The sequence below is a fragment of the Oceanicola sp. S124 genome, from assembly GCF_000220565.1.
Taxonomy (GTDB): Bacteria; Pseudomonadota; Alphaproteobacteria; order Rhodobacterales; family Rhodobacteraceae; genus Pseudooceanicola.
This window is the reverse complement of the sequence record NZ_AFPM01000281.1, coordinates 25,181-37,027: the sequence shown is the minus strand read 5'-3', so window position 1 is coordinate 37,027 and position 11,847 is coordinate 25,181. Positions and strand designations below refer to the sequence as shown.

At 65.7% G+C, this 11,847-nt stretch carries 14 protein-coding genes; 6 read left to right on the top strand and 8 right to left on the bottom strand.

What is annotated here, in order from left to right:
* The first annotated feature begins 30 nt into the window (after positions 1-30).
* Positions 31-477, top strand: coding sequence for a ribose 5-phosphate isomerase B (gene rpiB / locus OS124_RS0119125; RefSeq protein ID WP_010141519.1), 447 nt, complete (start codon positions 31-33; stop codon positions 475-477).
* Between the two features lie 12 nt (positions 478-489).
* Here the strand turns inward: rpiB and OS124_RS0119120 are convergent, their stop codons facing one another.
* Positions 490-1,155 (bottom strand): VIT1/CCC1 transporter family protein, encoded by a 666-nt coding sequence (locus tag OS124_RS0119120; RefSeq protein ID WP_010141518.1) that lies wholly within the window; start codon positions 1,153-1,155, stop codon positions 490-492.
* 389 nt (positions 1,156-1,544) lie between these two features.
* Between OS124_RS0119120 and OS124_RS0119115 the strand changes: the two genes are divergently transcribed.
* Positions 1,545-3,035: an MDR family MFS transporter gene (locus OS124_RS0119115; protein WP_010141517.1), complete on the top strand. Its 1,491-nt coding sequence runs from the start codon at positions 1,545-1,547 to the stop codon at positions 3,033-3,035.
* Here OS124_RS0119115 and OS124_RS0119110 read toward each other — a convergent pair whose 3' ends face one another.
* Genes OS124_RS0119110 through OS124_RS0119100 form a run of 3 tightly spaced genes read right to left on the bottom strand, consistent with a single transcriptional unit; the run spans position 3,036 to position 5,373 of the window.
* Complete coding sequence (locus tag OS124_RS0119110) at positions 3,036-3,638, bottom strand: Smr/MutS family protein (RefSeq protein WP_010141516.1); 603 nt, start codon at positions 3,636-3,638, stop codon at positions 3,036-3,038. It abuts the gene before it with no gap.
* Positions 3,635-4,708: a murein transglycosylase A gene (mltA, locus tag OS124_RS0119105; RefSeq protein WP_010141515.1), complete on the bottom strand. Its 1,074-nt coding sequence runs from the start codon at positions 4,706-4,708 to the stop codon at positions 3,635-3,637. The genes OS124_RS0119110 and mltA overlap by 4 nt, the downstream gene beginning before the upstream one ends.
* 8 nt (positions 4,709-4,716) lie before the next feature.
* Positions 4,717-5,373 (bottom strand): Tim44/TimA family putative adaptor protein, encoded by a 657-nt coding sequence (locus tag OS124_RS0119100; protein ID WP_010141513.1) that lies wholly within the window; start codon positions 5,371-5,373, stop codon positions 4,717-4,719.
* A 109-nt stretch (positions 5,374-5,482) separates the two neighbouring features.
* Between OS124_RS0119100 and OS124_RS0119095 the strand changes: the two genes are divergently transcribed.
* Together OS124_RS0119095 and secB are read left to right on the top strand one after the other, a co-directional pair.
* A complete protein-coding gene (locus OS124_RS0119095) occupies positions 5,483-5,974 on the top strand; it encodes an FxsA family protein (protein WP_010141512.1) in 492 nt (163 codons plus the stop codon).
* Positions 5,975-6,062: 88 nt separating this feature from the next.
* Entirely contained in the window at positions 6,063-6,569 is a 507-nt protein-coding gene (secB, locus tag OS124_RS0119090; protein ID WP_040607570.1) for a protein-export chaperone SecB, read from the top strand.
* A gap of 214 nt (positions 6,570-6,783) precedes the next feature.
* Here the strand turns inward: secB and dnaQ are convergent, their stop codons facing one another.
* The 4 genes from dnaQ to OS124_RS0119070 are packed head-to-tail and all read right to left on the bottom strand — an operon-like array spanning position 6,784 to position 9,482.
* The gene (gene dnaQ, locus OS124_RS0119085; RefSeq protein ID WP_010141510.1) at positions 6,784-7,473 is read right to left on the bottom strand and encodes a DNA polymerase III subunit epsilon; all 690 of its coding nucleotides are present in this window, start codon (positions 7,471-7,473) and stop codon (positions 6,784-6,786) included.
* Positions 7,466-8,056 (bottom strand): dephospho-CoA kinase, encoded by a 591-nt coding sequence (gene coaE, locus OS124_RS0119080; RefSeq protein WP_010141509.1) that lies wholly within the window; start codon positions 8,054-8,056, stop codon positions 7,466-7,468. The genes dnaQ and coaE overlap by 8 nt, the downstream gene beginning before the upstream one ends.
* Entirely contained in the window at positions 8,053-8,886 is an 834-nt protein-coding gene (locus OS124_RS0119075) for a shikimate dehydrogenase (RefSeq protein WP_010141508.1), read from the bottom strand. The genes coaE and OS124_RS0119075 overlap by 4 nt, the downstream gene beginning before the upstream one ends.
* On the bottom strand, positions 8,883-9,482 hold the full coding sequence (locus tag OS124_RS0119070) for a Maf family protein (protein WP_010141507.1): 600 nt from the start codon (positions 9,480-9,482) through the stop codon (positions 8,883-8,885). Before OS124_RS0119070 ends, OS124_RS0119075 begins: the two co-directional genes overlap by 4 nt.
* Before the next feature lie 434 nt (positions 9,483-9,916).
* On the opposite strand from OS124_RS0119070, the gene hemJ reads away from it, so the two are divergent.
* The gene (gene hemJ, locus OS124_RS0119065) at positions 9,917-10,363 is read left to right on the top strand and encodes a protoporphyrinogen oxidase HemJ (RefSeq protein WP_010141506.1); all 447 of its coding nucleotides are present in this window, start codon (positions 9,917-9,919) and stop codon (positions 10,361-10,363) included.
* Between the two features lie 206 nt (positions 10,364-10,569).
* Positions 10,570-11,841 (top strand): transcription termination factor Rho, encoded by a 1,272-nt coding sequence (gene rho / locus OS124_RS0119060; protein ID WP_010141505.1) that lies wholly within the window; start codon positions 10,570-10,572, stop codon positions 11,839-11,841.
* The last annotated feature ends 6 nt before the right edge of the window (positions 11,842-11,847 follow it).

Here is an 11,847-nt window from a genome sequence, read left to right as displayed (position 1 = left end):
GCAAGTTTCATCGCTTCCGGGAACCCCGCCATGACCAGCAAACGCATCGCCCTGTCCTCTGACCATGCCGCCATCGAGCTGCGCCAGAAGGTTGCGGCCCATATCGCCTCTCTCGGCTGGGAGGCCGTGGACGTCGGCCCGACCTCGCCCGAAAGCACCCCTTACCCCGAGCGCGGCGCCGAGGCCGCCCGCATGGTCGCCTCGGGCGATTGCCGCTTCGGCATCGTGCTTTGCGGCACGGGGCAGGGAATCATGATGGCCGCCAACAAGGTGAAGGGCATCCGCTGCGGCGTCTGCTCGGAGGAATTCTCGGCCCGGATGATCCGCCAGCACAACGATGCCAACATGCTGTCCATCGGTGCGCGGGTTGTCGGCGAAAGCCTCGCGCTGTCGATCGTCGAGGCCTTCCTGGGCGCCGAGTTCGAAGGCGGTCGCCACGCCACCCGCGTCGAGATGATCAAGGCGCTGGAAGACTGAGGGTCGTGGCGGTCAGACCGCCACCCCGAACAACTTGCCGACGCCGGCAGTGACCGCCATGGCGAAGGCCCCCCAGAGCATGACACGCAGCACGGCGGGGCCCTTCGGCGCTCCGCCCGCCCAGGCACCAAGCGCCCCAAGTACCGCCAGCGCCAGCAGGGTCACCACCAGCACCACCGGGATCACCGCTCCGCCCGGCGCCAGCAGCGCGGCGGCGACCGGCAGGGCGGCCGCGAGCGAGAAGGTCAGCCCCGAGGCCCCCGCAGCCTGAAGCGGATTGGCAGAGCTGACTTCGGTCACCCCGATCTCGTCGCGCATGTGGGCCGCGAGGGCGTCATGCTCATGCAGCTCCTGCGCCACCTGCGCGGCGGTCGCGGCGCTGAGACCGCGCGCCTGCCAGATCTCGGCCAGTTCCGCCATCTCGCCCTCGGGGTCGGCCTTCAGTGCCTCGGCCTCGCGCTGCATGTCGGCGCGTTCGGTGTCCGACTGCGACGAGACCGAGACATATTCCCCCGCCGCCATCGACATTGCCCCGGCGGCCAGCCCGGCGACGCCCGCAATCGCGATGGCGCGCGGATCCGGCGAGGCGGCGGCGACCCCGACGATGATCGACGAGACCGAGACGATGCCGTCATTGGCCCCCAGCACCGCCGCCCGCAACCAGCCGGCGCGGGTCATGAAATGGGGATCATCGGCGTGGGCTGAAGGCGAGGGGGCGGATGTGGAAGGGAAAGGGCGGGTCATCGGGGCTCCGAGAGGATTGGAATGATTCTAATTTAGGCAGGGAGGCGAGCAAGGGAAAGAGGATATCGCGATGCCGCTCCCGGTCCCGTTCCGGCCGTGACCGGCAAGCCACGGCACATCCCGGATGCCCGCCGGCGGTTGTTCATGTTTGCGCAACCGGATCCTGCGACACGCCCCCGAGACGCGTTGTTTTGGCAGGGGCTGTCACTTGACTTCGCATCCGCAGAAAGCTTGATTGCCGCACGTGTTGGAATGGCGCATGTAATGCCCTTCCCCGTCCGGCATGTTCCCGGACTTCGAATTGCCCCCACGAGGATCTTGCGATGCACGCAGATGACAGCCAGGTCGCCCGCACGGCTGCCGACCAGCCAGAGGCCGATGCCGCCCTCGCCGCCCGTAACCGTCTGGTCATCGGGCTGCTGATGATCTCGACCTTTACGGTCATCCTGAACGAAACCCTGATGTCGGTGGCGCTACCCCGGCTGATGCACGACCTCGACGTCACCGCCAATGCGGCGCAGTGGCTGACCACGGCCTTCCTGCTGACCATGGCGGTGGTGATCCCGGTCACCGGCTTCCTGCTGCAACGGCTGGCAACCCGCACCGTCTTCCTGATGGCGATGAGCTTCTTCACCCTCGGCACGGCGCTCTGCGCGGTTTCGCCGACCCTGGCGCCGCTGGTCGCCGGACGGGTGGTGCAGGCCGTCGGCACGGCAATCATGATGCCGCTGCTGATGACCACCGTCATGGCCCTCGTCCCTGCGGAAAGCCGGGGCAAGACCATGGGCAACATCTCGATCGTGATCTCGGTGGCCCCGGCCATCGGGCCGACCCTGTCGGGCTTCATCCTGCAATACTTCGAGTGGCGCTGGATGTTCGTCATGATGCTGCCGATCGCCATCGGCTCGCTTTCGCTTGGCTACTTCCGCCTGGTCAACGTGAACGAGCTGACCAGCCGCAAGCTTGACCTCATCTCGGTGCCGCTGTCGGCCATCGGCTTCGGCGGGCTGGTCTACGGCTTCTCGGCCATCGGCGAGGGCCATGGAGAGGGCGGCCCGCTGCCGCTCTGGCTGCCGATCGCGGTCGGCGCGGCGGTGCTGGTGCTCTTCGTCTGGCGGCAACTGGTGCTGGGCCCGAAAGAGCGCGCCCTGCTGGACCTGCGCACCCTCGGGGTGCGGGTCTTCACCGTCTCGGTGATCATGATGGGGCTGGCCATGATGGCACTGTTCGGGATGATCATGCTGCTGCCGCTCTTCGTGCAGAACGTGCTGGGCTATTCGACCCTGCATGCGGGTCTGCTGATGCTGCCGGGCGGCCTGCTGATGGGGATCTCCTCGCCCATCGTTGGACGGCTGTTCGACCGGGTCGGCGCGCGCAAGCTGGTGATCCCCGGCGGGGTGATCGTCAGCGCCGGCCTCTGGGCGATGACGCTGCTGACGCCCGGCTCGACGATGTTCCTGGTCCTGGCGGCGCACATGCTGCTGTCCATCGGCCTGGCGATGCTGTTCACGCCGCTCTTCACCTCGTCGCTCGGGTCGCTGCCCAAGCACCTCTATTCGCACGGCTCGGCGGTGATCGGCACGGTGCAGCAGGTGTCAGGCGCGGCGGGGATCGCGATCTTCGTCTCGGTCATGTCGCTGCGCATCGGCCGCGAGACCGCAGCCGGCGCCGAGATGATCCCGGCCATGGCGGCAGGCCTGCACCAGGCCTTCACGCTGGCGGCCAGCATCTCTTTGCTGCTGATCGTCGCGGGATTCTTCGTGCGTCGCCCGCCGGATGCCAAGGGCGCCGGCGGCCACCACGGCGGCCACTGATCAGCGCGTGCGCCTGAGGTAGATATAGTAGGCCCCGGTCCCGCCGTGCTTCTGGTGGGCCGAGGTCACCTGCAACACCACCTGGCTCAGCGGCGGCAGTGACAGCCAATGCGGCAGCTGGTGGCGCAAGATGCCGTGACGGACCGGAATGGGGCCGTCGTCCTCCGGGCGGCGGCCCTTTCCCGTGATCACCAGCACAAGGCGCATGTCTTCCGAGACGCAGCGCAAGATGAAGCCGGTCAGGGCCCGGTGCGCCCGGTCCACGGTCATGCCGTGCAGGTCGATGCGGGCCTCGGGGCTCATCTTGCCACGGGTCATCTTGCCGTGGGTCTTCTTGTCCATCCGCAGCGGCGCGCGGTGCAGCCGGTCGTGGATCGGATCCAGCACGTCATGCGAGACCGCGCCCCCCTTCGCCTTCTCGCCGAGGCGGAAGGTGGGGATCGGCGCCGGGTCCGGATCGCGGGCAGGCTTGGCCTTGGCCTCGGGCTTCTTCACCGGACGGGCGAGGGCAGGGCGCTTTTCGGGGTGCATCCGCTCGGCACTGCCGGCGACCTTCTCCCACAGCTCCATCTCGTCCGGGCGCAGCTTGCGGCGGCGGCTCATGCCGGATCCTCGGTCAGCATGGCATAGGCGCGCTGGATCGGCAGCAGCACCACCAGCCGCCCGCCGTCCTTGATCTTGGCCGCCTCCTTGCCCGCGCCGGGGCCCGACCCCATGAAGACATCCGCCCGCTGCGGCCCCTTGATCGCCGAGCCGGTGTCCTGGCCGACCATCAGCCGCCGCATGCCGCGAAAGCCCTTCTTCTCGATCCAGACCGGCGCGCCGAGGGGCACGAAGCGCGGGTCGATGGCCACCGACCGGGTGGGCGTCAGCGAGCGGTTCATGGCGCCCTTCGGCCCGGCCTCGGGCGAGACATCGGTGATTTCACGGAAGAAGACATAGGAGGCGTTATGCCGCAGCAGCGCCGCCCCTGCCACCGGATTGCGGCGCACCCAGTTCGAGATCACCTTGGCCGAGACCTGATGCGCCTTGTAGATGCCCCGCCTGACCATTTCCTGACCGATCGAGCTGTAGGGATGGCCGTTGTCGCCGCGATAGCCGATGCGGATATGGCTGCCATCGGGCAGCAGGATGCGGCCCGAGCCCTGGATCTGCAGGAACATCAGCTCGACCGGATCGTCGACCCAGGCGATTTCCAGCCCGCGCCCGGCGATGCCCGGGCCCTCGTCGATCTGCGCGCGGGTCAGCCAGGGGCGACTGACCTCAGCCTCGGGCGGCATGCGGTAGACCGGGTAGCGATAGGTCTCGGTCCGGCTGCGGGAGCCGTTCAGCTCCGGCTCGTAGTAGCCGGTGAAGAGGGCGGGGGTGCCGTCCTGGATCAGCACCGGGGTGAAGACCAGCTCGAAGAAGGTGCGGGCGCTTTCAAGGGGTTGCGCCTTGGCCATGGCGCATATGGCAGTCCAGTCGGGATCGCGCAGGTCGCCGCAGGTGACGCGGAACGCAGCAAGGGCCGCGGCGTGATCGTCCGCGGCCCATCCTGTCAGATCATCGAAATCCAGCACCGATATGGTCGGCGCCTCCGCCTCCGGGGGCTGCTGAGCCTGTCCGGGCGGCGCCAGAAGCGCCAGCGCCAGACATGCCGCAATCGCGCTGCGTGACCCCCGCCGGACCATGGCCCGCCTTACTCTCCGGTCGCGACCAGCTGCCAGTTCAGATCGTCCGAGCCCATGCGGCGCTCGAAGGTCCAGCTGTCCTTCTGGGTTTTCACCTTGCCCGGCTCGCCCTCGATCACCTCGCCGGCGCGGTCGCGGACCACCTGGGTCAGCTGGCCGACATACCGCACGGTCAGCTCGGCCAGGCCGGTATCGGGATCGAAGGTGGCGTCGGAAAGCGACAGCTCGCGCAGCCCGATGAAATCGGCCTCGATCGAGAGACCCTGCGCGTCACGTGCATGCACCACCTCGGCGAAGCTGTCGTAGACCTCTTCCGACAGGAAGGGCTTGATCTCGGCCAGCTCGCCGCGTTCGAAGCCCATCAGGATCATCTCGTAGGCCTGGCGGGCACCACCAAGGAACTCGGACACCGAGAAATCGGGCTCCACGCGCTTCATCTCGGCCAGGGCACGGGCGGCGGGGCTGTCTTCGGCGACGTGATCGGTGATGTCGGGATCGGGGCCGCCCTCGATCACCTCGAACCCGGACCGCTGCAGGGCGTCCTGGCGGGGCTGTCCGGTCACGGGCGGCTTCTCGAACCCTTCCCGTGTTCCCAGCACGTTCTTCAGGCGCAGGATCAGGAAAATGGCAATGCCAGCAAGCACCAAAAGCTGGATAAAGGGCAAGTTCGGAACTCCTCTCGGGCCTCGGGACTTTGTATCCCCCGGGTCTGGTTCCTATGTAGGTGACGGGCAGGGTCAAGTCTACCTTGCCACCGAAAGGAGATTGACCGACATGTGGCTGCTGATTGCCTTCATCGCGGTGCCGATGATCGAGATTGCACTGTTCATCAAGGTCGGCGGGCTGATCGGCCTGGGCTGGACCCTGGCCGTGGTGCTGCTGACGGCGGTGCTGGGCACCTGGCTGGTGAAACAGCAGGGGCGCCAGGCGCTCGAGAACATCCAGCGCAGCTTCTCCGAGCTGACCGACCCCTCTGCGCCGCTGGCCGAGGGCGCGATGATCCTGCTGTCCGGCGCGCTGCTGCTGACGCCCGGTTTCTTCACCGATGCCATAGGCTTTGCCCTGTTGACGCCGGCCTTCCGCCGCATGGCCTTCCTGTGGCTGCGCAAGCGGGTGAAGGTGCAGAGCTTCAGCGCGGGCTTCGACAGCCGCGACCCCCATGCGCCGCGCGGCCCCTCCGGTGATCCCGACATCATCGACGGCGACTTCCAGGAGCTGGAGCCCGGAAAACGACCGACCCACCCCTCGGGCTGGACCCGACACTGAGGGTCACCCCGCCCCGGGCCCCTTGGCCGTTGAGACCCTTCCGCCAAGCTGCTAGGAAACTCGCAAGAATTTGACCGAGGAGGGCCCGATGGCCGAGGAAACCAATGGCGCCGCGCCGCAGCAGGCTCCGGCAGTAAAGATGAACGTCCTGTCCCAGTACATCCGGGACATGTCGTTCGAGAACATCCTGGCGCGCAAGCCAGCCACCGGCAACGTGCAGCCTGACATGAAGGTGCAGGTCGCGCTGGACGCCAAGAAGCGCGACGGCGGCAACCAGTACGAAGTGATGCTGAAGCTGACCATCACCTCGAACAACAAGGAAAGCGGCGACGCCCTGTTCCTGATGGAGCTGGAATACGTCGGCCTGTTCCACATCGAGGGCGTGCCGGATGACCAGCTGCATCCCTTCCTGCTGATCGAATGCCCGCGCATGCTGTTCCCCTTCGCCCGCCGCATCGTGTCGGACGTGACCCGCGACGGTGGCTTCCCGCCGCTGAACCTGGAAACCATCGATTTCGTGCAGCTCTATCGCGCCGAGATCCAGCGCCGCGCCGCCGCCCAGCAGGCTGCCGCCGCCGATACCCTGGCGAACTGATCGCGGCCCCGACCGATCGCGGAAGGTGGGTTGCACCCACCCTACGTCCACTGACAACGAAGGCGCGTATCCCGGTACGCGCCTTTTTTGGTGGGGTTTTACAAGGGTTTTCCGGGGGCTTGCTGTCCCGCTCGGACTGTCAGGGGCCCGGAGTCCGTGGGTCAGGCGCCCTGCAACCGCCTTCGCCCGCCCCGGCATGGGCAGGGCCGCAGGATCAGAGCGTCTTCCAGAGGGCGCTGTCGCCCATCTTGTCGACGAAGGCCTGATGCGCGGCGCGCTCGTCCTCGGTGATCCGCGAGGGCAGGGGCGTCTGACGCGGACGCGGGCGCCAGGTCTCGTCTTCCTGCGCCACGTCACCGCCACGCCGCCCCGCCGAGAGCACCAGCCCCGGTTGCCGCCCGCCGATCAGTTCCAGGTAGACCTCGGCCAGGATCTCGGAGTCGAGCAGCGCGCCGTGCAGCGTCCGGGCCGAGTTGTCGATGCCGAAGCGGCGGCACAGCGCATCCAGCGAGGCGGGCGAGCCGGGGAACTTCTTGCGCGCGATGGCCAGGGTGTCGATGGCCTGTTCCCAGGGCAGCTGCGGCAGGTTCAGCCAGCCCAGCTCGGCGTTGAGGAATTTCATGTCGAAGGCGGCGTTGTGGATCACCAGCTTGGCATCCCCGACGAAATCCAGGAACTGCTGCGCCACCTGCTTGAACACCGGCTTGTCGCGCAGGAATTCGTAGTTCAGCCCGTGCACCTTGAAGGCCTCTTCGGGCACCTCACGCTCTGGGTTGATATAGACGTGATAGCTCTCTCCGGTCGGGACGTGGTTGAACAGCTCGACACCACCGATCTCGACCAAGCGATCTCCCTGCTCGGGCTCGAAGCCGGTGGTCTCGGTATCAAGAACAATCTCACGCATTTTTGATCTTCTCCTTGATATCATTGACGATTTCACGCACCTGGGCGCGGGCATTTTCCATCGTATCCGTCAGCACGACATAGTCGGCACGGGCCCGTTTCTCTGCGTCCGGCATCTGCTTTGCAAGGATCATCTCGAACTGCGCCTCGCTCATCGTGCCGCGCGCCAGCACCCGGGCGCGCTGGACCTCGGGCGGAGCGGTGACGACCACCGTCGCGTCAACGCCCCGACCGCCGCCCTCGAACAGCAGCGGGATGTCCAGAATCACGATCTCCGCCGTGCTCGTGGCGATGAAACCGGCGCGGTCCTCGGCCACCAGCGGATGCACAACGGCCTCGATCCGCTTCAGCGCGGAAGGGTCGGCGGTGATGATGCGCTTCAGTGCTTCACGTGAAACATCGCCCCCCGTCACGGCCTCGGGAAAGAGCGCGCCAAGCGGGGCCACCGCCGCGCCACCCGCCGCGTAAAGCCGGTGCACGGCGGCGTCGGCATCCCAGAGCGCACAGCCCTCGTCCACGAACATCTGCGCCGTGGTCGACTTGCCCATCCCGATGGAGCCGGTGAGACCGAGGCGGAAGCTCATGCCAGGGCGGCCGCGCGGGCCTCATCGGTGACCTGCGGACGCTTGCCGAACCAGCGTTCGAACCCGGGCACGGCCTGGTGCAGCAACATGCCCAGACCGTCGACCGTGGTGCAGCCGGCGGCCTCGGCGGCGGCCAGAAGGGGGGTCTTCAACGGGGCATAGACCAGATCGGTGACAAGCTGACCGCGCCGCAGCCCGTCCAGCGGCACCCGCAACTCGGGTTTGCCGACCATGCCGAGAGAGGTGGTGTTGACCACCGTCGCGGCCTCTTCGATCATGTTGCCGGCCTGAACCCATTCGACCACCGTCAGGCGACGGCCGAAATCGGCGTGCAACGCCTCGGCGCGGGCGCGGGTCCGGTTCGAGATGAAGATCTCGGGCACCCCGGCCTCGAGCAGGGCGCTGATGACGGCGCGCGCCGCGCCGCCGGCGCCCAGAAGCGCCGCCGGCCCGGCCTTGGGATTCCAGTTCGGCGCGTTCTGCTTCAGATTCTCGATGAACCCGTAACCATCTGTATTATCTGCATGAATTTTTCCGTCCGCGCGGAAGATCAAGGTATTGGCGGCACCGATCAGCGTGGCGCGGTCGGTCACCAGGTCGGCGATCTCCAGCACCGCTTCCTTGTGCGGAATGGTGATGTTGACGCCGACGAAGCCAGCCCTGGGCAGGGCGCGCAGCACCTGTTCCAGATCCTCGGGCGCAACCTCCATCGGAATGTAGCGTCCCGGCAGACCCATCTGCTGCAACCAGTGTCCATGCAGCTGCGGCGACTTCGAATGGGCAATCGGACGGCCGATGACACCGGCAAGGGGAATGCGGTCGAGGCTCATGCGGCAAGGGCTCCTCTGAGCGTCAGGTAGTCGAGAATTTCCAGCAGCGGCAGGCCGAGCACGGCGAAATAATCGCCCTCGACCTTCGTCATCAGCCGCGCGCCTTCGCCTTCCAGCTGATAGGCGCCGCAACTCTGGCCGATCTGTGGCCAGTTCCGGTCTATGTAACTGGCCAGATATTCGGGCGAGGGAATGCGCATCGTCAGCTTGACGGTCGAGACCTTGCGCCAGACGGGCTTGCCATCGTTGAAGATCACCGCGGCCGAATGCAGCTTGTGGCTGCGCCCGGCCAGCAACATGATCTGTTCGCGCGCCGCCTCGGCGCTCTCGGGCTTGCCGAGGATCTGGCCTTCGATGTCGCAGGTCTGGTCGCACCCGATGACGAAACTGTCCGGGTACTTGCGCCCGACCTTGGCCGCCTTCGCCTCGGCCAGGGCATCGGCGATGTCGCGCGGGCTGTCGCCCTCGGCCACCAGCGCGGCGGTGATCGCCTCTTCATCCACCCGCGCCTTTTCCACCTCGAAGGGCACCGCAGCGCCGCGCAGCAGGTCAGCCCGGATGGTCGAGCCGGAGGCGAGAAGGATTTTTGCGGGCATGTGGATAAGTCAGTGCAGAACCGGAGTACGAGATGCCGATACTTCTGGGAAAAATCACGGCTTGACGCAAGTCCCCGGCAAGGGCTGTGCACAACCCCCCGAGTCCCACACAGCGCTTAGAAAGACTCCCACCGGTGGGAAAGGATAACCGGGAAAACGCGGACTCACCGGATTCCCCGGATTCAGTCCCCACAGGGCCTTCCCGCTTATGCACAGGATTTTCCCGGCTCAAGTCCTTGGAGTCGTGCGGTTTTCGGAATCTCGCGCAGAATTTTCCCCGATTCGCCCGCGATTCGTCCCAGAGATATCCACCTGTGGATAAGTCGGTGGGCAAAGAAAGGATCCACAGGTTGAAGGCGGACTACATCAAACAACAATCTTTCTTTTCTTTTTTATTGATTGATAGAGAGGATGCGTCCAAGCGGAGTACCCGGATGTTCGACTTTCTCGCCCTTGCCTATCCCTGGACCCTGGTCCTGCACATCGTCTCGGTGATCTCCTGGATGGCCGGGATCTTCTATCTGCCCCGTCTCTTCGTCTATCACGCCGAACAGGTGACCGATCCCAAGACCGACGAGATGTTCCAAACTATGGAGCGTCGTCTTCTGAGAGGGATCATGAACCCGGCGATGATCGCCACATGGGTCTTCGGCCTGGCGCTGGTTCTGACGCCGGGGCTGGTCTACTGGGGCGATGTCTGGCCCTGGACCAAGGGCGCGGCGGTGATCGCCATGACCTGGTTCCATCATTGGCTTGGGAAGCGGCGCAAGGACTTCGTGCGCGGCGAGAACAGCCGCACCGGCCGCACCTACCGCATGATGAACGAGCTTCCGACGCTGCTGATGGTGCTCATCGTGGCCTCTGTGGTGGTGAAGTTCTGAAAACCTCCCCGGGGCCCGGAAGGGCACTGGAAGGGCCTGAGAGCGCCTCTGAGGGCCCTCCCGGGGCGGCAGGAGTCCGATTTCGTTGACTCGCGCTCTGCGAGTCCCTATCTAGCGCAGCAAGCCGCCCGTCCGGGTGAGTCCATTCTCCAGTATAGATACCGTACCGCGCGCCCCGACGGGGCCGGACGAAGGACCTTATTTTCATGACAGAGAACCGTCTGAACCTCTCCGATCTGAAGGCGAAGAGCCCAAAGGATCTGCTGGCCATGGCCGAGGAGCTCGAGATCGAGAACGCCTCGACCATGCGCAAGGGCGAGATGATGTTCCAGATCCTGCGCGAATTGGCCGACGACGACTGGCAGGTCGGCGGCGATGGCGTGCTGGAAGTGCTGCAGGACGGGTTCGGCTTCCTGCGCTCGCCGGAAGCCAACTACCTGCCGGGCCCCGATGACATCTACGTCTCGCCCGACATGATCCGCCAGTTCTCGCTGCGTACCGGCGACACGGTCGAGGGCCTGATGAAGGCGCCCGACGACAACGAGCGTTACTTTGCCCTGACCACCGTCAGCTCGATCAACTTCCAGGACCCCGAGAAGGCGCGTCACAAGATCGCCTTCGACAACCTGACCCCGCTCTATCCCGACGAGCGGCTGAAGATGGAAATCGAGGATCCGACGATCAAGGACCGCTCGGCCCGGATCATCGACCTTGTCTCGCCGATCGGGAAGGGCCAGCGGTCGCTGATCGTGGCGCCGCCGCGCACCGGCAAAACCGTGCTGCTGCAGAACATCGCGGCCAGCATCGAAAAGAACCACCCCGAGTGCTACCTGATCGTCCTGCTGATCGACGAACGCCCGGAAGAAGTCACCGACATGCAGCGTTCGGTGAAGGGCGAAGTGATCTCCTCGACCTTCGACGAACCCGCGACGCGCCACGTGGCCGTGTCCGAGATGGTCATCGAAAAGGCCAAGCGCCTGGTCGAGCATAAACGAGATGTTGTAATCCTGCTCGATTCGATCACAAGACTTGGCCGCGCCTTCAACACCGTGGTGCCGTCCTCGGGCAAGGTGCTGACCGGTGGTGTCGACGCGAACGCCCTGCAGCGTCCGAAGCGCTTCTTCGGGGCGGCGCGCAACATCGAAGAGGGTGGCTCGCTGACCATCATCGCCACCGCGCTGATCGACACCGGTTCGCGCATGGACGAGGTGATCTTCGAAGAATTCAAGGGGACCGGTAACTCCGAGATCGTCCTGGATCGCAAGATCGCCGACAAGCGCGTCTATCCGGCGATGGACATCCTCAAGTCCGGCACCCGGAAAGAGGATCTGCTGGTCGACAAGGTGGACCTGCAGAAGACCTTCGTTCTGCGCCGCATCCTGAACCCGATGGGCACCACCGATGCCATCGAGTTCCTGATCTCGAAGCTGAAGCAGACGAAGACCAACTCCGAATTCTTCGACTCGATGAACACCTGAGGGTCC